Below are 20,709 nucleotides of genomic sequence, written 5' to 3'. Positions count from 1 at the left end.
GTGTTCAGTTTGTCTAACTTTCCTCTGTATGAACCTCATGCACCTCGCCGACCTCATGGACGTCATGCACGGGATCCGGGACACGGCACCGGCCCTGGCCGCCGAGGGGCCGCGGTACACCGGTGAGCCGGCCGGCGCCGGTTTCCCCGCCGAGCAGCTGTGGCTGCTCGGCGGGGTCGCGCTCAGCGTGAGCGCGGCGGGCGCGGTCGCGATCGCGGCGGCCCGTGGCCGGAACCGTGACCGCTGACCCGCGGCACGGCCGCACGCACGTTTGAGGGAATGCGGGACGGGCTAGGTTCGCCACATGGTCACCGACGCTGCTCAGATCCTCGTCGCTTCCAACCGCGGCCCGGTCTCCTACTCACCGGACGGCAAGGGCGGGCTCGACGCCCGCCGCGGCGGAGGCGGCCTCGTCTCCGGCCTCTCCGCGATCGGCTCCGACGCGCAGTCGCTGTGGGTGTGCGCCGCCCTCGGCGACGGCGACCGCGAGGCCGTGCGGCGCGGGGTGAGCGAGCCGGGCGTCAGGATGCTCGCCATCGACCCGGCGCTGCACTCCGACGCGTACAACGGCATCGCGAACTCAGTGCTGTGGTTCGTGCACCACATGCTGTACCAGACCCCGCTGGAGCCGGTTTTCGGCCGGGAGTTCCGTCGGCAGTGGGACGCCTACCGGGCCTACAACCGCGCCTTCGCCGAGGCGCTGGCCGCCGACGCCGCCGAGGGCGCGGCGGTGCTCGTGCAGGACTACCACCTCGCGCTGGTGCCGGGCATGCTCCGGCAGCTGCGCCCCGACCTGCGGATCGGCCACTTCTCGCACACCCCGTGGGCGCCCGCCGACTACTTCGGGCTGCTGCCGGACGACGTCGCCGAGGAGCTGCTGCGGGGGATGCTGGGCGCGGACCGGCTCGGCTTCCTGACCCGGCGATGGGCGGACGCGTTCGCCGCGTGCTGCGAGCGGGTCACCGGGGGCACCGGCACGACGGAGATCGGGGTCCACGGGCTCGGCGCCGACGCGGACTTCCTGCGTGAGCGGGCGCACCGGCCGGACGTGGAGGAGCGGATGGCGCAGCTGCGCGAGCAGGTGGGCGAGGGCCGCAGGACGATCGTGCGCGTCGACCGGACCGAGCTGTCGAAGAACATCGTGCGCGGTCTGCTGGCGTACGAGGAGCTGCTGGAGACCCGCCCCGAGTGGCGCGAGCGGGTCGTCCACATCGCGCTCGCCTACCCGTCGCGGCAGGACCTCGCGGTCTACCGGGACTACACGGCCGAGGTCTCCCGGCTCTCCGCCGAGATCAACGAGCGGTACGGCACCCCGGGCTGGACCCCGGTCGTCGTCCACGTCAAGGACGACTTCGCCCGCTCGCTCGCCGCGTACCGGCTGGCCGACGTGGCCCTCGTCAACCCCATCCGGGACGGCATGAACCTGGTCGCCAAGGAGGTCCCGGTCGTCTCGGACGCGGGGTGCGCGCTGGTGCTGTCCCGGGAGGCGGGGGCGTACTGGGACCTGGGCGAGGACGCGATCACGATCAACCCGTACGACGTGACCGGCACGGCGGAGGCGCTGCACGCGGCGCTGACGATGCCGGCGCCGGAGCGGGCGGAGCGCACGAAGCGCCTGTCGTCGTCGGCGACGTCGCTCCCACCGCGCCGCTGGTTCCTGGACCAGCTGGAGGCCCTGCGGCGGTAGCCGCGCGCGGGGCGCCGTGTGTGGGCGGGGCCGCGTGTGGGCGGGGGCGCGTGTGGGCGGGGCCGCGTGTGGGCGGGGGCCGCGTGTGGGCGGGGCTGTTCCCCTACCCGCCCCCTCCCGAAACCGGGCTCCGCCCGGACCCGGTACCGCGCTGCGCGCGGTGTCCTCAAGCGCCGGACGGGCTGATTTCGCGCAGCGAAATCCAGCCCCGCTGGGGGCACTCCCCCTGGCTTCGCCGGGGGCCCCACCCACGGCTGCCAGGCCGCAGGGGGAGATTGAGGCGCGGGGGTCCGGGGGCGGAGCCCCCGGGGAAAGGGCCCCGCAGGGCTACAGCCGCTCCGACAGCGCCGCCAGCAGCGACGCCACCGCGCCCGGTCCCGGCACCACCAGGTCCGCGCGGGACGACAGCTCCGGGACCTCGGTGCCGCTGCACACCAGCAGGCCCGGCACCCCGTCCGACCGCAGCTTCTCGACCGCACCGTACGCCGGCAGGTCACCCAGGTCGTCCCCGGCGTAGAGCACGGCCGTGGCGCCCACCTCCCGCACGTACTTCGCGAGCGCGACGCCCTTGTCCATGCCCGGGGGGCGCAGCTCCAGGACCATGCGGCCCGGTTCCAGGATCAGGCCGTGGCGGGAGGCGAGCGCCGCGAGCGGTTCGCGCAGGGCCTCGTACGCTCCCTGCGGATCGTCCGCGCGGCGCGTGTGCACGGCGACGGACCGGCCCTTCTCCTCGATCCACGTGCCGTGCCAGGCACCGTGGCCGTCGAGGAAGCCGGGCAGCTCCGCACGGGCGGCGGCCACACCGGGGTGGGGCGCGGGCGCGGTCACGGTCCCGGTGACGGCGTCCCAGCGCTCGGCGCCGTAGTGCCCGAGCACCACCAGGTGGTCGAGGCCCTCGACGCCCGCGAAGCCTCCGTAGCGCACGGCGACCCCGGCGGGCCGACCGGTGATCACCGCGACGGATGCGACCTTCGGGGCGAGCGCGGCGAGCGCCGGCACGACGCCGGGGTGGGCGCGGGCCTGCTCGGGGTCGGGCACGATCTCGGCGAGGGTGCCGTCGAAGTCGAGCGCGACGACGGCTCCGGCAGGACGGTCGAGCAGTGCCGCGAGTCCGTCGCGGCCTGCGGGGGTGGACGGCGTCGGCAGGGTGTGTGCATACGGGGAGCTGCCCATGTGTCCGACCCTATCGGCGACTTCTCCGCGCGTCCCTCACACGGCGAAGCCGGTTGACGGTGACAGGGTCGTGGGCGAGGGCGCGCGGGTCGTCGAGGAGGGCGTTGAGGAGCTGGTAGTAGCGCACCGGGGACATCCCCAGCTGCTCCCTGATCGCCCGCTCCTTGGCCCCGGGCCCGGCCCAGGACCGTCGCTCCACCCCTAGGACGGCGCGCTCACGCTCGGTCAGCGTGGGCTCGTCGGTCATACGATCCAACCTATCGCCGCACAGAGGCGCTCGGGGACACGCTCGGCCACATCGGCCCCCGCCCGCCCCGCGCGGACGTGCTCGGGCCCATCCGGGCCGACCCGCCGGGACGGGCGCGGCAGTCGGGGCCGGCGCGGCGAACTATTCCGCGGCCTCCGCCACATCGGCCTCGCGGGCGATGCGGCCGAGGACGCTCGCGGGGGTGGTGCCCGGCTCGACCGCCTTGCCGATGTTCTTCTTGATGGACTCGCTGACCGCGGCCCACGACGTCTTGCCGACGGGCGGGAGCACCGAACCCGGCAGCTCCTGGAGGAACGCCTTCAGGTCCTTGTGCGCAGGGGTCAGCTCCATCGCCTCGGAGGCGGAGACGGTCACCGGGAGCAGGTCGTTCTGGTCGGCGAAGTCCAGGACGTTCTTGTCGGTGAAGACGAAGTCCAGGAACGCGCCGATCTCCTCGCGGTGCCCGTTCTCCTTGAAGCCCATGATCCAGTCGGCGACGCCCATGGATGCCTTGGCCTCGCCGTCCCGGCCCGGCAGGGCGACCTTGCCGACCTCGATGCCTTTCTTCTCGGCGGCCTGCATGAGGGAGGGGTGGCCGTTGAGCATGCCGACCTCACCACGGGTGAACGCCGCGAAGGCGTCCTTGCGGTTGAGCTTGCCGGGAGCGACCGGCCCGGTGAGGCCCTCCTCGACGAGGTGGTCCTTCAGCCAGGCGAAGGTGTCGATGTTGCGCTGCGAGTCGATCGCGTACTTGTCGACCGCGTCCGTGTAGCCGTCACCGCCGCTGAGCAGCCACATCATCGTCTCGGCCTGGGCCTCCTCGGGGCCGAGCGGCAGGGCGAAGGGGTAGGCGGCGTCGGTGCCGGCCTTCAGCTGCCGGGCGGCCTCCTCCAGGTCGGCCCAGGTCTTCGGCTCGTCCTCGATGCCGGCTTCGGCGAACAGCTCCTTGTTGTAGAAGAGCAGCCGGGTCGAGGCGGCGAAGGGCAGTCCGTACTGGGTGAGCTTCTGCTCGCCCGCCTCGGTGAGCGGGCCGAGGAAGTTGGACTGCACGGGGATGGAGAGCAGCTGGTCCGCGGAGTAGAGCTTGTCGGCGGCCGCGTAGTCGGCGTAGGCGCCGATCTGCGCGATGTCGGGGGCCTCGCCGGCCTCGACCATCTCGGCGACCTTGCGGTCGACGTCGTTCCAGGACTCGATCTGGACCTCGACCTCGATGCCGGGGTTCTTCGCCTCGAACGCGGCGGTGAGGTCGGCCCAGTAGGTCTTGGTGCTCTCGCCGCCGGCGACGTCGTAGTCGGCGGCGACCAGCTTGAGGGTGACGCGGTCGGAACCGGTGCCGCAGCCGCTGAGTGCGACCGTCGTGCCGAGTGCGGCGACTGCCGCGGTCAGACCTATGAAGGGCCGCTTCACGGCACTCCCCCACCCTCTGCTGTTCGTTGTCGAATTGCCCCGTTCGGTCCCCCATGACGTCCTGCGAGACGAGAGCCGATTCTTCCACGTTCGTTCATGAGGTCTACACCTCTGCCGGTCTCGCTTTCGCAACACCCCGCCCGGTATGCCGCCGTTCGGCGGAACGGTTTTGTATGGCGCGACAACAATCCCCTCTACTGGACTAGACCTGTTTGCGGTCGACGCGCCACACTGTCTCCGTGAGACACGTCATCGCCCTCGATGTGGGCGGCACCGGTATGAAGGCCGCCCTGGTCGGCGCGGACGGGACCCTGCTCCACGAGGCACGGCGGGCCACCGGGCGGGACCGGGGAGCCGACGCCGTCGTCGCGTCCATCCTCGATTTCGCCGCGGACCTCCGTGCGTACGGACAGGCGCACTTCGGCCGCCCCGCCGAGGCCGCCGGCCTCGCCGTGCCCGGCATCGTGGACGCCGGACGCGGCATCGCCGTCTACGCCGCTAACCTCGGCTGGCGCGACGTCCCCCTCCGTGACCTGCTCGTCGAGCGGCTCGACGGCGTACCCGTCGCCCTCGGCCACGACGTCCGCACCGGCGGCCTGGCCGAGGGCCGGATCGGAGCGGGCCGCGGCGCCGACCGGTTCCTCTTCGTCCCGCTCGGCACCGGCATCGCGGGCGCCATCGGCATCGACGGGACCATCGAGGCCGGCGCGCACGGCTGCGCGGGCGAGATCGGCCACCTCGTCGTACGGCCCGGCGGCCCGGAGTGCGGCTGCGGCCGGCGCGGCTGCCTGGAGACCCTCGCCTCCGCCGCCGCCGTCACCCGTGCCTGGGCCGCCGCCTCCGGCGACCCGGGCGCCGACGCCGCCGACTGTGCCAAGGCCGTGGAGTCGGGCGACCCGGCGGCCCTGCGGGTCTGGCAGGAGGCCGTGGACGCGCTCGCCGACGGGCTCGTCACCGCGCTCACCCTGCTGGACCCCCGCATGCTGATCATCGGTGGCGGCCTCGCCGAGGCCGGGGAAACCTTGTTCACACCGCTGCGGGCGGCCGTCGAGGAACGCGTCACGTTCCAGCAGCTGCCCGACATCGTCCCGGCGGCCCTCGGGGACACCGCCGGATGCCTGGGCGCGGGACTGCTCGCCTGGGATCTACTCGCCACGGAGGTAACCGCCTGATGGCCGCCAGCACCGGAAGCACCACGAGCACCGTTCTCGCCGGAGCCCGTGTCGTGCTGCCGACCGGGACCGTGGAGAACGGCCGGATCGCCGTCGAGGGCACGAGGATCGCCGCCTCCGCACCCGGCGGCGCCCCCGCGCTCGACCTGTCCGGGCACTGGATCGTCCCCGGCTTCGTGGACCTCCACAACCACGGCGGCGGCGGCGCCTCCTTCACCTCCGGCACCGCCGACGAGGTGCTGCGGGGCGTGCTGACCCACCGGCAGCACGGCACGACCACCCTCCTCGCCTCCACCGTCACCGGCGACATGGACTTCCTCGCACACCGGGCCGGTTTCCTGTCCGAGCTCGTCGAGCAGGGCGACCTCGCGGGCATCCACTTCGAGGGCCCGTTCATCTCGCCCTGCCGCAAGGGGGCCCACAGCGAGGCGCTGCTGCGCGACCCCGACCCGGCCGAGGTCCGCAAGCTGGTCGACGCGGCGCGCGGCACCGCGAAGATGATGACGCTCGCCACCGAACTGCCGGGCGGCATCGACTCCGTACGGCTGCTGGCCGAGCACGGCGTCATCGCGGCGATCGGGCACACGGACGCCACCTACGACCAGACCCGTGCGGCGATCGACGCCGGCGCAACCGTCGCCACGCACCTGTTCAACGCCATGCCCGCGCTCGGCCACCGCGCCCCCGGACCGATCGCCGCGCTGCTCGAGGACGAACGGGTCACCGTCGAGCTCATCAACGACGGCACCCACCTCCACCCGGCGGCCCTGCGGCTCGCCTTCCGCAGCGCGGGCGCGGGCCGGGTCGCGTTCATCACCGACGCGATGGACGCGGCGGGCTTCGGCGACGGCCGCTACCAGCTCGGACCGCTGGAGGTCGAGGTCAAGGACGGCGTCGCGCGGCTCGTGGAGGGCGACTCGATCGCCGGGTCCACACTCACCCTGGACACGGCCTTCAGGCGGGCCGTCACCGTCGACCGCATTCCGGTCGCGGACGTCGTGACCGCCGTCTCGGCCAATCCGGCGAAGCTGCTCGGCATGTACGACGAGGTCGGCTCGCTGGAGCCGGGCAAGTACGCGGACCTGGTCGTCCTCGACGAGGGGTTCGCGCTCAAGGGCGTCATGCGCCGCGGGGAATGGGTGATTGCACCACAAGTGGTGTGATTTCCACCCAAACCCCGGCAAGGCGGTTGGTCACCAGGTCTTGGGCCAACCGCCTTCTGTTTGGCATGATCAGGACCCGTACGAGTACGGCAGGCGCGCTATCCGGGGGTACAGACGAGTGATCCTTACGGTCACGCTCAATGCCGCCCTGGACATCACGTACAAGATCGCCGCTCTCACCCCGCACACCACGCACCGCGTCGGCGAGGTCCGCGAACGTCCCGGCGGCAAGGGCGTCAACGTCGCCCGCGTGCTCAGCGCCCTCGGCCACGACACCGTCGTCACCGGCTTCGCCGGCGGCCGCACCGGGGCCGTGCTGCGCGAGATGCTCGCGCCGCTCGCCCCGCGCGACGCGTTCGTCCCCGTCGGGGGCACCACCCGCCGCACCATCGCCGTCGTCGACGACGCGAGCGGCGACACCACGCAGCTCAACGAGCCGGGCCCGACCGTCACGCCCGAGGAATGGTCCGCGTTCCTCGCCGCGTACGCGTCCCTCCTCGCGGAGGCCGACGCGGTCGCGCTCTGCGGCAGCCTGCCTCCCGGCATCCATGTCGGCGCCTACGCCGAACTGGTCCGCCGCGCCCGTGCCGCCGGCGTGCCCGTCCTGCTCGACACCAGCGGCGAACCGCTGCGCCGCGGCATCGCCGCCCGCCCCGACCTGATCAAGCCGAACGCCGACGAACTGGCCCAGCTCACCGGCTCACGCGAACCGCTGCGCGCCACCCGCGACGCCCGCCGCCGCGGCGCGCACGCGGTCGTCGGCTCGCTCGGCCCCGACGGCCTGGTCGCGGCCACCGCCGACGGCATCTGGCAGGCGTCCCCGCCCACGGCCGTCCGGGGCAATCCGACCGGTGCGGGCGACTCGGCCGTGGCCGGCCTGCTGTCGGGCCTGGTCGACGGGCTCCCGTGGCCCGCGCGCCTGGCCCGCGCGGTCGCCCTGTCGGCGGCCACGGTGCTGGCCCCCACGGCGGGCGAGTACGACGCGGCGGCGTACGAGAGTCTCCTGCCGCAGATCACGGTGACGGAACACGCCGCCACGGCCTGAGCCGGCCGCCCCTCGCACACGCCGCAACGGCGTGAGCCGCCACCTCTCACACGTCGTCCCGGCCATCGCGGGGCGACGGCCGGGACGGTGACGGATCGAGGGCGCTCAGCCCTTCTCCTACGGACCTGTACGGACCTGGGGCTCAGCCCTGCTTCTGACCGGCCTCCAGCCAGACCTGGTCCAGGTACGCCTCGCACTGGTTGCCCGGCTCGCAGGAGATCTTGAGGTCGTTCTTGCCCTTGTCGAGGTTCACGAAGACGTAGGTGTTGGTCCACCCCTTCTCCCAGTCGCCCTCGGCGGCCTTGGAGAAGTTCGCCATGTTGATCTCACGGGGCTGGCCGCCGTTGATCGTCAGCGACGTCTTGGCATCCTTCCCGGGCACGCTGTAGGTGATGTACATCGTGTACGCGCCCGCCTCGGGCACGTCGACGGACCAGCTCGCCGAGCCGCCCTCGCCGTTGAACATCACATAGCCGCCGCCGGTGCCCTTGGCGCCCGGCACGCTGTTCGCCGCGGACGCGGGGCCGCCCAGCTTCAGCGTCGCCGCGTCCTGCTTCGGCAGCTCGGCGGGCTCCTCGGGCTTGTCCGAGGGACCGTCGCTCGGCTTGACCGACTCCGCCGCCGTCGGGCTCGTGCTCGCACCGGGCTCGTTGCCCGCTTCGTTCTTCTCGCCGCCGCTCGTCAGCAGCGCCGCGCCGATGCCGATCAGGACGACCGCGACGACCGCGATGGCGCCGATGAGCAGACCCCTGGTGTTGGGGCCGCGGCCGCGGCCCCGCGGCGGGGGCGGGACCTGGGTCTGCCGGGTCTGCGCACCGCCTGGGTACGTCTCGGGGGCGGCGTACGCGGCGGTCGGCTGCTGGCCGTAGCCCTGCTGCTGCTGGGGGAACGGCTGGGCGGGCGGCTGGGCGTACTGGCGGCGCTCGCCGACCGTGCGGACCTGGTTGTAGGAGGTGCGCGGGACGCCGGGCTGCGCGGCGGGACCGGGATAGCCGTAGCCGCGGCCCTGTCCCGGCGGTGTGGCGCCCGCGGCCTGCCCGTCCTCGTACAGGTAGCCGAACGGGTCGTCGTCCTCGGGCGTGCTCGCGCCGTTGTTCGCGGCCGTCATACCGGTCACTCCTCACCATCTCGTCAGCACATCGCCGACCCGGCGAGCCTACCCGGTCGCAGTGGCCCCCATGGGTGCCCTGCGCCTCATCCGGCCCGGCGGTGCACCTTGGAGCGGGACCGCTTCTCGACGTACATCCGCTGATCGGCGGACTGCAGGACCTCCTCCACGGACATCCCGCAGCTGGCCCAGCCGATGCCGAAGCTGGCTCCGACCCGCACCCCGCGGCCACCGACCCGGATCGGCAGGATGATCGCGTTCCGCAGCCGCACGGCCAGGTCCGCGGCGTCCGCGGCGCCGAGGCCGTCGGCGAGCACGACGAACTCGTCCCCACCGAGCCGCGCGACCGTGTCCCCGTCCCGTACGCCGGTGGTGAGCCGGCGCGCGACCTCGACCAGCACGGCGTCACCGGTCTGGTGCCCGAACCGGTCGTTGATCGACTTGAAGCCGTCCAGGTCGCAGAAGAGCACCGCGAGACCCTTCGTGCCGTCGTCGATCTCGTCGTCCGGGGCGACGGTGTGCACATGATGGTCGTACGCCCGGCCGCCGACCGCACCGAAGTCGAAGGCGTCCGCGCCGAAGCCGCCGTCGCCCTCGTACGCCGCGTCGAGCGACTGGATGTCGCTCGCGTACGGCGCGTGCGGCCGCTCGCACAGCCGCGCGCTCAGGCGCGCCCGCAGCTCGGCGCTGTTCGGCAGTCCGGTGAGCGCGTCGTGCGAGGCCCGGTGCGCGAGCTGGAGCTCGTGGCGCTTGCGGTCCTCGATGTCCTCGACGTGGGTGAGCAGGAAGCGCGGCCCGTCGGCGGTGTCGGCGACCACCGAGTTGCGCAGCGACACCCATACATACGTGCCGTCCCTGCGTCCCAGCCGGATCTCGGCGCGGCCGCCCTCGGCGGAGGTCCGCAGCAGGGTGCCGACGTCCTCGGGATGGACGAGGTCCGCGAACGAGTAGCGCCGCATCGCGGAGGCGGGCCGGCCCAGCAGCCGGCACAGGGCGTCGTTGGTCCGCAGCAGCCGCCCGTGCTGGTCGCCGCCCATCTCGGCGATCGCCATCCCGCTCGGCGCGTACTCGAACGCCTGCCGGAAGGATTCCTCACTGGCCCGCAGCGCCTGCTGCTCGCGCTCCAGGCGGACCAGGGCGCGCTGCATGTTGGCGCGCAGCCGGGCGTTGCTGATCGCGATCGCGGCCTGCGACGCGTACATCTGGAGGGCCTCCTGACCCCAGGGGCCGGGCCGGCGCCCGTTGCGGGGCCGGTCCACGGAGATCACGCCGAGCAGCTCGCGCCCGCCGCCCGACGCGTACATGGGCGCGTAGAGCCGGTCCTGGGGGTGCCACTCGTCCTCGAAGCGGGGCTCGGGGCCCTCGGTGTGCCACTGCGGGACGTCGTCCTCGATCAGGACCCAGCCCTCGGTGTGCGGGATGAAGCGGAGCTCGCCCCACGCCTCGCCCATCGACAGCCGCCGCTCCCAGGACTCGCGGGAGCCGACGCGGCCGGTGATCAGGGCCTCGGCGGCGGCGCTGCCGGCGAAGGCGGCGACGACGAGATCGCCGTCGGGGCGCACGAGATTGACGCACGCCAGCTCGTACCCGAGTCCGGCCACGATGCCGTCGGCGACGGTCTGCAGGGTGTCGGCCAGGCTGCGGGCCGTGTTGAGGTCAGCGACCACCTGGTGCAGCTGCCGCAGGGTCGCAAGACGGACGTAAGGCTCCGACTCGGTCTCCATCGCTTGCTCTCCCCGAGACTTCGACAGCAAAACTCCAGGCTTCTGATTGGCGTACTTGTTGCGGTATCCGAGCCACTGAATCACAGCGAGCTGCCCAGTCGGTACAGAGGGTCAACAAATACCGGGCTCTGTGACTCAAGTCACAACAGGGGATGAAGGGTCGGACGGGTCCGCCACGGGCACACCCTCGCTTTCTTGAACACACAACCAATGTGGGAACGGCCGTGCCGGCTGCACCCATGGTCCTAGGACCCGGCTGGTTCCCTGGCCCGATGCGGGCGTGGAAGGGCCGACATTAGCGTTACGGGTGTGCTCCAGACGACCCCTGCCACCGCTGCCGCCGCCATCCCCCATGCTGAGGGGGTGAGCAACGAGGAGTTCCGCGCCGCCATGTCCCGCCTGGCCGCCGGTGTCGTGCTGGTCACCGCGCACGACCCCGACGACGGCCCGCGCGGCGAGGACGTGGGCATGACCGCGACGGCGTTCCTGTCCGTCTCCCTGGACCCGCCGCTGGTGATGGTGAGCCTGCGCACCGGCTCCCGCATGGACGACCTGCTCGCCGAACAGCCCCTGTGGGGCGTCTCGCTGCTCGCCGAGACCCAGCGCCAGGTCGCGGGCCGCTTCGCGATGAAGGGCCGGGTCAGCGACCGGCTGCTGTTCAAGGACCTGGCCTACGAACGGGGCGAGGTGTGCGGGGCGCCCCTGATCACGGGAGCGCTCGCGACGCTGGAATGCCGCACCGAACAACGGGTGGAGGCGGGCGACCACACGCTGGTGATCGGCCGCGTGCTCACGGTGGGCCTGGCGGGCCCCGACACCGGCCCGCTGACGTATTTCAAGGGCCGCTACCGCCACTTGGCCTGATACCGGGCGCCCCCCGGGTCACGACCAGTCGCGGCCCGAACGCCCCCGCTTCGTCTCCGCCCGCTGCTTCTTCTCCCGCAGCCGCCGCTCGTTGATGCCCCGCGGGATCTTCGTCGCCCGCCGCGGCCTCGGCGGCGGCGCCGTCGCCTCCGCCAGGAGCGCCGCGAGCCGCACCGCCGCCGCCTCGCGGTTGCGCCACTGCGAGCGGTGCTCCGAAGCGCGTACGGCGATCACCCCGCCCACCAGCCGGCCCGCGAGCCGCTCCAGCGCCCGCTCCTTCCACACCGGCGGCAGCGCCTCGGTCCTCGCCAGGTCGAAGCGCAACTCGACCTGCGAGTCGCTGGTGTTGACGTGCTGGCCGCCGGGCCCGGAGGAGCGCGAGAAACGCCACAGGAGCTCGGCCTCCGGCAGGGAGACCGAACCACGGATGATGTAGGGCCCGGACATGAACCCATGGTCCCGCGCCGGGGCGGAGCCGTCACCCGCTTTTCCCTGCGCCTGCCCCCGCCATTCGCGGACGTTTCTGGTTGCCCCCGCCGTCCCTGCCTGTCCCGCGCCGTCCCTGCCTGTCCCCGCCGTTTCCCGGCATTTCCGCCGACGTTGGAACCTGCCGGTCCCCCGCTCGCGTTATGACGGATGACGGTAGCTTCGCAAGGACCCGAAGCCCGCACCAACCGAAGGGGACTTCCCAATGGCAGTAAGCCTGTCCAAGGGCGGCAACGTCTCGCTCACCAAGGAGGCACCGGGCCTGACCGCCGTCACGGTCGGCCTCGGCTGGGACGTCCGCACCACCACCGGCACGGACTTCGACCTCGACGCCTCCGCCATCGGGGTCAACGCCGCGGGCAAGGTCGCCTCCGACGCCCACTTCGTCTTCTTCAACAACAAGTCGACGCCGGACCAGACCATCGTCCACACCGGGGACAACCGCACCGGCGAGGGCGGCGGCGACGACGAGCAGATCAACGTCAACCTGGCGGGCCTGCCGGCCGACGTCGACAAGATCGTCTTCCCGGTCTCCATCTACGACGCGGTCTCCCGCGCGCAGAACTTCGGCCAGGTGCGCAACGCCTACATCCGCATCGTCAACCAGGCCGGCGGCGCCGAGATCGCCCGCTACGACCTGAGCGAGGACGCCGCCGTCGAGACCGCCATGGTCTTCGGCGAGCTCTACCGCAACGGCGCGGAGTGGAAGTTCCGCGCGGTCGGCCAGGGTTACGCCTCGGGCCTCGAGGGCATCGCCCGCGACTTCGGCGTCAACATCTGACCCGGCGCTCCGACCGGCGAGGGCCCCGGCCGTTCCGGCCGGGGCCCTTCCCCTTCAGGGGGTGTCCGGCCGCCCGTCCCCGTACAGCCACACGTCCCACACCTCGGTGAGGTCCTGGCCCGACCGCTCCTCGGCGTAGGCGGTGAAGTCGTCGGTGGAGGCGTTGCCGTGGCGGTGCTCGGCCGCCCAGCCGCGCACGATCCGGAAGAAGGCGTCGTCGCCGACCGCCGCACGCACCTGGTGCAGGACCATCGCGCCCCGGCCGTACACCGGAGAGGCGAACAGGTCGGCGGGGCCCGGGGGTTCGGCGGGCGGGAAGGCCCAGTTCTCGTCGTCCTCGTACGCCGCCTCGAAGCTCTCCTCGACCGGGACGTCCTCGAAGTCCTCCCGCCACAACCACTCCGCGTACGTGGCGAAGCCCTCGTTGAGCCAGATGTCCCGCCAGGACTCGGGCGAGACGGAGTTGCCGAACCACTGGTGCGCCAACTCGTGCACCAGGGTCGTCCCGTCGAACTGGTCCAGCGGGAAGACGGGCCTGGTCTGCGTCTCCAGCGCGTAGCCGATCCGTTCGCTGGGCACGACGATCGCACCGGCCGACGCGAAGGGGTACGGGCCGAAGCGCCGGGCGCACCAGTCGACATAGCCGGGGAGTTCACCGAGCAGGTCCGCACTGGCCTTCGCGGCCTTCGGATCGACGGCGGTGACGACCGGCAGCCCGGAGGCCGTGCGGGACGTCGTCACCCGCAGGTCGCCGACGGCGAGGGTCGCGAGGTAGCTGGCCATCGGCTCGGCCGAACGCCAGCTGTGGGTGGTGCGTCCGCCGGTGGTGCGTTCGCCGGCCCGCTCCCCGTTGGAGACGGCCTGCAGGCCCTTGGGCACGGTGACGGCGATGTCGTAGGTGGCCTTGTCGGAGGGGTGGTGGTTGCCGGGGAACCACGCCATCGAGCCGGACGGCTCGCCGACCGCGATCGCCCCGGCCGGTGACCTGAGCCAGCCCTCGTGGGCGTCGTCGGAGTCCGTGACGGTCTGCGGGACGCCGGAGTAGCGGATGACCGTACGGAAGCGGGAGCCGTCGTCGATGTCCTGGCGCGGCCGTACGGTCAGCTCGTCCCCGGCCCGGTTGGCCGCAGCGCGCCGCCCGTCGACGGTGGCGCTCTCGACGGTCAGGCCGCGGAGGTCGAGATGGAAGGCGCTGAGGTCCTGCGTGGCTCGTGCGGTGATCTCGGCGGTGCCGTCGAGGCGGCCGGTGGCGGGGTCGTAGTCGAGGGCCAGGTCGTAGTGCTGGACGTCGTAACCGCCGTTGCCGAGCCTCGGAAAGTACGGATCCCGCACCCCTGCGGCCCCCGGCTCCCCCCGCACCCCCGCGGCCCCGTCCGTACAGCCCGCGAGTACGAGCACGCCGAGGGCGACGACGATCCGGACAACAGCACGCGATTCCACGCCTTGATCCTAGGGTGGGCCGGGGCCCCGTTGCCGGGGGCCGCATCCGGCCCGGGGGGTGCCGGGGGGACGCCCAGCCCCGCGGGGGCAGGGCCGGGGGCAAACCCAGCCCCGCTGGGGGTACCTCCCACGGCCGCCAGGCCGTAGAAGGAGTTTGAGGCGCGGGGTCCGGGGCAGCGCCCCGGCCAGACCGCCGCCCGGACAGGCGCAGCCACGCAGGGAGCCGGGCCGCCCAGGGGGCCCGGGGCCCGCCCCGCCCCCGACGTCACCGCGTCACCGCCGCGACGCCCACCTGCGCGAACTTCTCGTCCAGCGCGCCGCTCGGCGCACCCGCCACACCGATGCCCGCGATCGGGGCGCCGCCGGCCGTGACGGGGACACCGCCCCCGAGGAACAGCGTGCCCGGGATGTCCTTCAGGTTCGGCGCCTGCTCCAGGCGCTTGACCAGCTCGGAGGTCGGCGCGTTCCACGACACCGCGGTGAACGCCTTGCGCTCGGCGGACTCGTACGACTGCGGGCCCGCTCCGTCACCGCGCAGGGTGACGATCGTGTTGCCGTTGCGGTCGACGACGGCGACCGTGACGCGCTGGTTCTCCTTCTCCGCGGCCCGCAGCGTCGCCTGCGCCGCCTTCGTCGCGGCCTCGACGGTCAGGTGCGTGGACTGCTGCAGGTTGCGGTCCGAGGCGTCGGCCGTCACCGCGGCCCGGGTCTCGGCGGCCGGGGCCGACGCACTGGCGGAGACCGCGCCGAACGTACCGGCGGCGACGACGGCGGCGGTGGTGGTGGTGGCACCGATGATGATCTTCTTCACGGGATGGCTCCTTGGGAGGGACGGGGCTGTGTTCTCGCTCTGCCCTCGATCCTCCGGCGGCCCCCGGCCCCGTGCGGTCCACGGTCAGGCTGCCCCTGCCACCCGTGACGGACGACCGGCATGTCGACCGATCGGCTGATGCCGCCCTGGTCCGCCCGGGTCACGATGAATGCCTACGACCTGTACCGCTGCCAGGTCGGCGCCCGACCCGAGGAGCGAGCCGTGCACGAGCAGGACCCCGACGCCCGGTGGCTGGCGCGGGTCATGCACGTCGCGTTCTTCCTGCTGCTCGGCGCCTCGCTCGCCCGCTACCTGCTGCGCCACCCCTGGGAGATCCGCTCCCCGTGGATCATCGGCCTGTCGGCCGCGCTGACGCTGCTGTACGTCCTCGGGCCGGTCTTCGGCCCGCGCGCCATACCCCGCCGGTTCGTGCGGCCGTGGCTGTTCACCGTCGTCACCGTGTGGATGGTGCTCGTCGTGCTCGCGCCGAGCTTCGCCTGGTGCGCGGTGCCGCTGTTCTACACAGGACTGCGCACGCTCCCGATGCGGGCCGCGCTCGTGCTCGTGGTCCTGCTCACCGTGTTCGTCGTCACGGCGCAGGTCCAGCTCTCGCACGGCGGGTTCGACCCCAACCTGGTCATCGCGCCGCCCGCGGTCGCCGCGATCGCCACCGCCGTGTTCGTCCACGCCGAACGGCTCGTGGCCCGGCAGCGCGCCCTCATCGACGACCTGATCAGGACCCGCCGCGAGCTGGCCGCCACCGAACGCCGCGAGGGCACCCTCGCCGAGCGCCAGCGTCTGGCCATGGAGATCCACGACACGCTCGCCCAGGGCCTGTCGAGCCAGCAGATGCTGCTGCAGGCGGCCGACCGCACGTGGGACACCGATCCGCAGGCCGCCCGCCGCCATGTCCGTACGGCAGCGTCGATCGCCGAGCACAACCTCGCCGAGGCCCGCCGTTTCGTGCACGACCTGGCGCCCGCCGACCTCGCCGATGCCGGCAGCCTGGAGGAGGCGCTGCGCACGGTCGCGGCCCGCGAGTCCGCGGGCTTCCGGGTCGACGGCGCACCGGTCGCGCTGCCGGACCGGGTCCAGTCGGCGCTGGTGCGCATCGCGCAGGGCGCGCTGGCGAACGTGCGCGAGCACGCCGGCGCCACCACCGCCGCCGTGACGCTGACGTACCTGGGCGACCAGGTCGTCCTCGACGTCGCCGACAACGGCCGGGGCTTCGATCCGGGCGAGGTGTCCGGTGCCGGGGCCGACGCGCCGTCCGGCGTCCGCGGGCACGGCCTGCCCGCGATCCGCGCACGGGTGCGGCAGCTCGGCGGCACCCTGACCGTCGAGTCCACGCCGGGCGAGGGCACGGTGCTCTCGGCGGCGATCCCCCTGGAGGTGTCATGACCGTACGGATCCTGCTCTGCGACGACCACGCCGTCGTACGGGCGGGGCTGCTGGCCCTTCTCGGCAGCGAGAGCGACATCGAGGTCGTCGGCGAGGCGGGCAGCGGCGAGGAGGCGGTGGCGATGGCCGCCAAACTGACTCCGGACGTGGTTCTGATGGACCTTCAACTCGGCGCGGGGATCGACGGGGTGGAGGCGACGCGGCGCATCGCGTCGCCCGACGTGCACGTGCTGGTGCTCACGACGTACGACACGGACGCGGACATCACCCGCGCCATCGAGGCCGGGGCGACCGGATATCTGCTCAAGGCGGAACGGCCGGAGGAGCTGTTCGCGGCGATCCGCGCGGCGGCCGAGGGCCGTACCGCACTGTCGGCGCCCGTCGCCGGCCGCGTGATGGAGCGGATGCGGGGCGCGGCCGGACCGACCCTGACGGAACGGGAGCGGGACATCCTCGGCCAGCTCGCCCGCGGTCTCGGCAACCGCGAGATCGCCCGTGCGCTGTTCATCAGCGAGGCGACGGTGAAGACGCACCTGGGCCGTATCTACGCCAAGCTCGGCGTGGACACGCGGGCGGGTGCGGTGGCGGTGGCGAAGGAGCAGCGACTGCTGCCGTGACCTCGCGAGGCGGGTCAGGACTCGCCGGCGTCGAGCTCGAAGCCGAGGGGGCTCGGGCACTCGAACGTGTGCGCGGTAACGTTTCCGCAGGTCGCATGACACCATCACCTACGTGCTCGACATCGGCTACTCCCTCTCCCGCCGCTTCCCTGACCCTCCGCAGACCGACTACCGGCGCGCGGACGTCCACGCGCTGCGCCACGACCTGTTCTGCGGCGACGTCTACCTCGCCGACACGAAGGCGGACCGGGAAGTGTCCACAGCCTGGGGATGGGTGCCGGTGCTGGACTTCGCGTGGGCGCTGTGCGACATCGTCGAGCACCTCGACCGCGACCCCCTCGGCAGCCGCGCCTCCCGGCCCCAGCACGCCGAGCTCGACTTCACCGAGTCCACCGACCGCATGCTCTTCGAGCGGCGCTTCGGCTGGGTCGACGTCGAGGCCGACTGGATGCCCGGCGACGAGCCGCCCCTCACCTTCAGCCACGCCGAACTGCGCCGCGAGGCCCGCGACTTCCTCCACGACCTGATCGCGGACCTGACGGACATGCACGAGGGCCTCGCCGACAACCCCGCGATCTGGGACCTCCAGTCCCGCTTCCCCCGCACTCCGTAGCCCCGGCCCGCAGCCCCGGCTCCCGCCGAACCGCCGCCCGTAGCCCCGGCCCGCCGAACCGCCGCCGGACCGCCCCCGGGCGCGTGGGACGCCCCCCGCGCGTCCCACGCGCCTTCGCCATCGTCCCCATGGTGACGTGTGCCACTGACAACGTCCCTGGGCCGCGGCGATGTCACACATCCCGGTACCCGATCCGTCGCATCCGCAGAACGGACCGAGCCACCAGGGAGAGACAGCATGCAGGAGATCACGGTCGTCGGCGGCGGATTCGCCGGCCTCACCGCCGCCATCACCGCCGCCGAGTCCGGTGCCCGCGTGGCCCTGTACGAGGCGCACCACACGCTCGGCGGCCGGGCCCGCACCGCGGAGGGCCCCTACCGGACCAACGACGGCCCGCACGCCCTCTACAACGGCGGCCCCCACTGGACCTGGCTGAAGCAGCGCGGCCTGCTCGGCCCCACGGCCGCCGTCCCGCCCCTCGAAGGCGCCCGCTTCCGCTTCCGCCGCGACGGCGCACTCCGCAGGACCCCGCCGCTCGCCCTGCTCAGGATCGCCCGCCGCCGTACCGAAGACGCCCCCGTCGACACCGACTTCATGACCTGGGCCACCGGCGTCGCCGGTACGGCCGGCGCCCGCGCCACCGCCCACTTCATGGGCGTCGCCCTCTTCCACCACGACCCCGGATCGCTCTCCGCCGCCTTCGTCCAGGAACGGCTCCGCCGTGCCACCGCCCTGCCGCCCGAGGCCCACTACCCGCGCGGCGGCTGGGGCCAGGTCGTCGACCGCATGGCGGCGCGCGCCTGGGACCTCGGCGTACGCATCGAGACCACCTCCCGCGTCGACGCCCTGCCCGAGCGCCACGGCCCCGTGATCGTCGCCACCTCCCTCGACGCCGCACGAGGACTCCTCGGCGACGACACCCTGCGGTGGCCCAGCGGCCGCACCACCCTCGTCGACCTGGCGCTGCGCGCGCGGCGCGGCGACCCGTTCGTCGTCTCCGACCTCGACGCCCCCGGCTGGCTGGAACGCTTCACCGCCCAGGACCGGTCGCTCGCCCCCAAGGGCCAGTCGCTCATCCAGGCGCAGCTCCCGATCGCCCCCGACGCCTCCAAGGCCGACGGCGTCGCCCACGCCGAAGCCCTCCTCGACCTCGGCTTCCCCGGCTGGCGCGAGCGCACCGTGTGGCGCCGCGCGGCACTGGCGAGCGGCCGGACCGGAGCCGTCGACCTGCCCGGCACCACCTGGCGCGACCGGCCCGCCATCGACCGCGGCGACGGCGTCTACCTCGCCGGCGACCAGGTGGCCGCCCCCGGACTCCTGTCCGAAGTGGCCTTCAACAGCGGGATCGAAGCGGCCTCACTCGCCCTGCGCGCCATCAAGCACGCGGACACGCGAACAGCCCTTGACCTCGAGCAAAGTTGAGGTTGAACAGTGGGTCCCGCAACCGACAACGAGGGAGCCCACCATGCACGCTGTCCGCCTCCACGCATTCGGCCCCGCCGAGAACCTCACCCACGAAAGCGTCGCCGACCCCGTACCCGGCCCCGGCCAGGTACGGATCGCCGTCGCCGCCGCAGGCGTGCACCTCCTCGACGCGGCCCTGCGCGAGGGCGCCCAGGGCCCCTACCCGGCCCCGCCCCCGCTCCCCACCGTCCCCGGCCGCGAGGTCGCCGGAACCGTCGACCGGATCGGCGACGGCACCGACGAGACCTGGCTCGGCAGGCGCGTCGTAGCCCACCTCGGCATGAACCCCGGAGGCTACGCCGAACTCGCCGTCACCGACGCCGACCGGCTCCACGAGATCCCCGACGGCCTCGACGAGGCCGAGGCCGTCGCCATGATCGGCACCGGCCGCACCGCACTCGGCATCCTCCAGTTCACCGACCTCGGCCCCGCGGACACCGTCATCGTCCCCGCCGCCGCAGGCGGCATCGGCACGCTGATCGTCCAGTACGCCAAGCACGCCGGCGCCACCGTCGTCGGCCTCGCCGGCGGCCCCGACAAGACCGCCCGCGTCCGCGCGAACGGCGCCGACCTCGCCGTCGACTACCTGCACCCCGACTGGCCCGACACCGTCCGCGCCCACCTCGGCGACCGCCGCGCCACCGTCCTCTACGACTCCGTCGGCGGAGACACCGCCCGCGCCGCCGCCGACTTCCTCGGCAAGGGCGGACGGCACATCGTCTTCGGCTGGTCCAGCCAGGGCATCACCGCCGGCGCCGCCCCCCTCTTCACCGACGACGAACTCGCCGAACGCGGCATCACCTCCGAGGGCGTCCTCGGCCCCGCCATGCTCGAAAAGGCCGGCGGCCTGCGCGCCCTCGAAACCCGCGCCCTCGCCGAAGCCGCGGCCGGCCGGCTGCGGCCCGCCGTCACCCGCTTCCCCCTCGACCAGGCCGCCGCCGCCCACCGCGCCCTCGAAACCCGCGGCACCGTCGGCAAGGTCGTCCTAATCCCGTAGCCCCGAAGGATCCGTAGCCCCCGAAGGGCCTACGACCCCAGACTCGCGAGCGCCCCGTCCGTCAGCCGGTACACCGTCCACTCGTCCTGCGGCTTAGCCCCCAGCGACTCGTAGAAACTGATCGACGGGGCATTCCAGTCCAGCACCGACCACTCCAGGCGCTCGTACCCCCGCGCCACGCAGATCCGCGCCAGCTCCGTCAGCAGCGCCTTGCCATGGCCCCCGCCCCGCAACTGCGGCCGCACGTACAGATCCTCCAGATAGATCCCGTGCACCCCACGCCACGTCGAGAAGTTCAGGAACCACAACGCGAAACCGGCCACCTCACCCGCGTCCGTCTCCGCGATGTGCGCGAACGCCGCCGGCCGCTCCCCGAACAACGCCTCCCGCAAGTGCTCCTCGCTCGCCCTCACCTCGTGCAGGGCCTTCTCGTATTCCGCGAGCTCCCGGACCATCTCGTGGATCACCGGCACGTCGTCGGGCACAGCAGTACGAATCATGCGCACAGC

The 20,709-nt window shown here is 73.1% G+C and carries 21 protein-coding genes; 12 read left to right on the top strand and 9 right to left on the bottom strand.

All coding sequences use genetic code 11. From position 1 onward, the window contains the following. Positions 1-28 precede the first annotated feature (28 nt). Positions 29-247 (top strand): hypothetical protein, encoded by a 219-nt coding sequence (locus ACLB9X_RS14210; RefSeq protein WP_410360691.1) that lies wholly within the window; start codon positions 29-31, stop codon positions 245-247. Positions 248-304: 57 nt separating this feature from the next. Continuing rightward, positions 305-1,687 (top strand): trehalose-6-phosphate synthase, encoded by a 1,383-nt coding sequence (locus ACLB9X_RS14205; RefSeq protein WP_410360690.1) that lies wholly within the window; start codon positions 305-307, stop codon positions 1,685-1,687. A gap of 327 nt (positions 1,688-2,014) precedes the next feature. Here the strand turns inward: ACLB9X_RS14205 and otsB are convergent, their stop codons facing one another. The 3 genes from otsB to ACLB9X_RS14190 all read right to left on the bottom strand — a co-directional run bounded on the left by otsB (position 2,015) and on the right by ACLB9X_RS14190 (position 4,514). Continuing rightward, positions 2,015-2,860, bottom strand: coding sequence for a trehalose-phosphatase (gene otsB, locus ACLB9X_RS14200; RefSeq protein WP_410360689.1), 846 nt, complete (start codon positions 2,858-2,860; stop codon positions 2,015-2,017). Positions 2,861-2,870: 10 nt separating this feature from the next. After that, positions 2,871-3,107, bottom strand: coding sequence for a DUF3263 domain-containing protein (locus tag ACLB9X_RS14195; protein WP_410360688.1), 237 nt, complete (start codon positions 3,105-3,107; stop codon positions 2,871-2,873). Between the two features lie 141 nt (positions 3,108-3,248). Beyond that, entirely contained in the window at positions 3,249-4,514 is a 1,266-nt protein-coding gene (locus tag ACLB9X_RS14190) for an extracellular solute-binding protein (RefSeq protein WP_410360687.1), read from the bottom strand. Positions 4,515-4,753: 239 nt separating this feature from the next. Here ACLB9X_RS14190 and ACLB9X_RS14185 point away from each other — a divergent pair, with 239 nt between their 5' ends. The 3 genes from ACLB9X_RS14185 to ACLB9X_RS14175 all read left to right on the top strand — a co-directional run bounded on the left by ACLB9X_RS14185 (position 4,754) and on the right by ACLB9X_RS14175 (position 7,894). After that, on the top strand, positions 4,754-5,686 hold the full coding sequence (locus ACLB9X_RS14185; protein ID WP_410360686.1) for an ROK family protein: 933 nt from the start codon (positions 4,754-4,756) through the stop codon (positions 5,684-5,686). Beyond that, positions 5,686-6,849: an N-acetylglucosamine-6-phosphate deacetylase gene (gene nagA / locus ACLB9X_RS14180; RefSeq protein WP_410360685.1), complete on the top strand. Its 1,164-nt coding sequence runs from the start codon at positions 5,686-5,688 to the stop codon at positions 6,847-6,849. The genes ACLB9X_RS14185 and nagA overlap by 1 nt, the downstream gene beginning before the upstream one ends. 118 nt (positions 6,850-6,967) lie before the next feature. After that, the gene (locus ACLB9X_RS14175) at positions 6,968-7,894 is read left to right on the top strand and encodes a 1-phosphofructokinase family hexose kinase (RefSeq protein WP_410360684.1); all 927 of its coding nucleotides are present in this window, start codon (positions 6,968-6,970) and stop codon (positions 7,892-7,894) included. 142 nt (positions 7,895-8,036) lie between these two features. Here the strand turns inward: ACLB9X_RS14175 and ACLB9X_RS14170 are convergent, their stop codons facing one another. Both ACLB9X_RS14170 and cdgB read right to left on the bottom strand, forming a co-directional pair. Beyond that, positions 8,037-9,002 (bottom strand): carbohydrate-binding protein, encoded by a 966-nt coding sequence (locus tag ACLB9X_RS14170; protein ID WP_410360683.1) that lies wholly within the window; start codon positions 9,000-9,002, stop codon positions 8,037-8,039. An 86-nt stretch (positions 9,003-9,088) separates the two neighbouring features. Continuing rightward, positions 9,089-10,726 (bottom strand): diguanylate cyclase CdgB, encoded by a 1,638-nt coding sequence (cdgB, locus tag ACLB9X_RS14165; RefSeq protein WP_410360682.1) that lies wholly within the window; start codon positions 10,724-10,726, stop codon positions 9,089-9,091. Positions 10,727-11,035: 309 nt separating this feature from the next. On the opposite strand from cdgB, the gene ACLB9X_RS14160 reads away from it, so the two are divergent. Further along, positions 11,036-11,590, top strand: a complete 555-nt coding sequence (locus ACLB9X_RS14160; protein ID WP_410360681.1) for a flavin reductase family protein — start codon at positions 11,036-11,038, stop codon at positions 11,588-11,590. An 18-nt stretch (positions 11,591-11,608) separates the two neighbouring features. On the opposite strand, the gene arfB is transcribed toward ACLB9X_RS14160, so the two are convergent. After that, the gene (gene arfB / locus ACLB9X_RS14155) at positions 11,609-12,037 is read right to left on the bottom strand and encodes an alternative ribosome rescue aminoacyl-tRNA hydrolase ArfB (RefSeq protein ID WP_410360680.1); all 429 of its coding nucleotides are present in this window, start codon (positions 12,035-12,037) and stop codon (positions 11,609-11,611) included. Positions 12,038-12,281: 244 nt separating this feature from the next. Here arfB and ACLB9X_RS14150 point away from each other — a divergent pair, with 244 nt between their 5' ends. After that, positions 12,282-12,857, top strand: a complete 576-nt coding sequence (locus tag ACLB9X_RS14150) for a TerD family protein (RefSeq protein WP_410360679.1) — start codon at positions 12,282-12,284, stop codon at positions 12,855-12,857. A gap of 54 nt (positions 12,858-12,911) precedes the next feature. Here ACLB9X_RS14150 and ACLB9X_RS14145 read toward each other — a convergent pair whose 3' ends face one another. Further along, complete coding sequence (locus tag ACLB9X_RS14145; protein ID WP_410360678.1) at positions 12,912-14,297, bottom strand: M1 family metallopeptidase; 1,386 nt, start codon at positions 14,295-14,297, stop codon at positions 12,912-12,914. 265 nt (positions 14,298-14,562) lie between these two features. Continuing rightward, entirely contained in the window at positions 14,563-15,108 is a 546-nt protein-coding gene (locus ACLB9X_RS14140; RefSeq protein WP_410360676.1) for a GlcG/HbpS family heme-binding protein, read from the bottom strand. Positions 15,109-15,372: 264 nt separating this feature from the next. On the opposite strand from ACLB9X_RS14140, the gene ACLB9X_RS14135 reads away from it, so the two are divergent. From ACLB9X_RS14135 to ACLB9X_RS14115, 5 genes are all read left to right on the top strand, one after another. Continuing rightward, positions 15,373-16,509 carry a sensor histidine kinase gene (locus tag ACLB9X_RS14135; RefSeq protein WP_410360897.1) on the top strand — a complete coding sequence of 379 codons (1,137 nt, stop codon included), beginning with the start codon at positions 15,373-15,375 and terminating at the stop codon, positions 16,507-16,509. Continuing rightward, a complete protein-coding gene (locus ACLB9X_RS14130) occupies positions 16,506-17,126 on the top strand; it encodes a response regulator (RefSeq protein WP_410360675.1) in 621 nt (206 codons plus the stop codon). Before ACLB9X_RS14135 ends, ACLB9X_RS14130 begins: the two co-directional genes overlap by 4 nt. A 112-nt stretch (positions 17,127-17,238) precedes the next feature. Beyond that, positions 17,239-17,739, top strand: coding sequence for a hypothetical protein (locus tag ACLB9X_RS14125; RefSeq protein ID WP_410360674.1), 501 nt, complete (start codon positions 17,239-17,241; stop codon positions 17,737-17,739). Positions 17,740-17,976: 237 nt separating this feature from the next. Then, positions 17,977-19,161, top strand: coding sequence for a phytoene desaturase family protein (locus tag ACLB9X_RS14120; RefSeq protein WP_410360673.1), 1,185 nt, complete (start codon positions 17,977-17,979; stop codon positions 19,159-19,161). A gap of 43 nt (positions 19,162-19,204) precedes the next feature. Further along, entirely contained in the window at positions 19,205-20,200 is a 996-nt protein-coding gene (locus ACLB9X_RS14115) for a zinc-binding dehydrogenase (protein WP_410360672.1), read from the top strand. A 29-nt stretch (positions 20,201-20,229) separates the two neighbouring features. Here the strand turns inward: ACLB9X_RS14115 and ACLB9X_RS14110 are convergent, their stop codons facing one another. After that, positions 20,230-20,700 (bottom strand): N-acetyltransferase family protein, encoded by a 471-nt coding sequence (locus ACLB9X_RS14110; protein WP_410360671.1) that lies wholly within the window; start codon positions 20,698-20,700, stop codon positions 20,230-20,232. Positions 20,701-20,709 lie beyond the last annotated feature (9 nt).

This window comes from Streptomyces sp. 5K101 (assembly GCF_046506645.1).
GTDB lineage: Bacteria > Actinomycetota > Actinomycetes > Streptomycetales > Streptomycetaceae > Streptomyces.
This window is presented reverse-complemented; position numbering and strand designations above follow the sequence as displayed.

Bases quoted from the DNA above. Each gene is read 5' to 3' on its own strand.
- ACLB9X_RS14210 (WP_410360691.1), top strand. From the start codon at position 29: ATGAACCTCATGCACCTCGCCGACCTCATGGACGTCATGCACGGGATC.
- ACLB9X_RS14205 (WP_410360690.1), top strand. From the start codon at position 305: ATGGTCACCGACGCTGCTCAGATCCTCGTCGCTTCCAACCGCGGCCCG.
- otsB (WP_410360689.1), bottom strand. From the start codon at position 2,860: ATGGGCAGCTCCCCGTATGCACACACCCTGCCGACGCCGTCCACCCCC.
- ACLB9X_RS14195 (WP_410360688.1), bottom strand. From the start codon at position 3,107: ATGACCGACGAGCCCACGCTGACCGAGCGTGAGCGCGCCGTCCTAGGG.
- nagA (WP_410360685.1), top strand. From the start codon at position 5,686: ATGGCCGCCAGCACCGGAAGCACCACGAGCACCGTTCTCGCCGGAGCC.
- ACLB9X_RS14170 (WP_410360683.1), bottom strand. From the start codon at position 9,002: ATGACGGCCGCGAACAACGGCGCGAGCACGCCCGAGGACGACGACCCG.
- cdgB (WP_410360682.1), bottom strand. From the start codon at position 10,726: ATGGAGACCGAGTCGGAGCCTTACGTCCGTCTTGCGACCCTGCGGCAG.
- arfB (WP_410360680.1), bottom strand. From the start codon at position 12,037: ATGTCCGGGCCCTACATCATCCGTGGTTCGGTCTCCCTGCCGGAGGCC.
- ACLB9X_RS14150 (WP_410360679.1), top strand. From the start codon at position 12,282: ATGGCAGTAAGCCTGTCCAAGGGCGGCAACGTCTCGCTCACCAAGGAG.
- ACLB9X_RS14135 (WP_410360897.1), top strand. From the start codon at position 15,373: ATGCACGTCGCGTTCTTCCTGCTGCTCGGCGCCTCGCTCGCCCGCTAC.
- ACLB9X_RS14130 (WP_410360675.1), top strand. From the start codon at position 16,506: ATGACCGTACGGATCCTGCTCTGCGACGACCACGCCGTCGTACGGGCG.
- ACLB9X_RS14120 (WP_410360673.1), top strand. From the start codon at position 17,977: ATGCAGGAGATCACGGTCGTCGGCGGCGGATTCGCCGGCCTCACCGCC.
- ACLB9X_RS14115 (WP_410360672.1), top strand. From the start codon at position 19,205: ATGCACGCTGTCCGCCTCCACGCATTCGGCCCCGCCGAGAACCTCACC.
- ACLB9X_RS14110 (WP_410360671.1), bottom strand. From the start codon at position 20,700: ATGATTCGTACTGCTGTGCCCGACGACGTGCCGGTGATCCACGAGATG.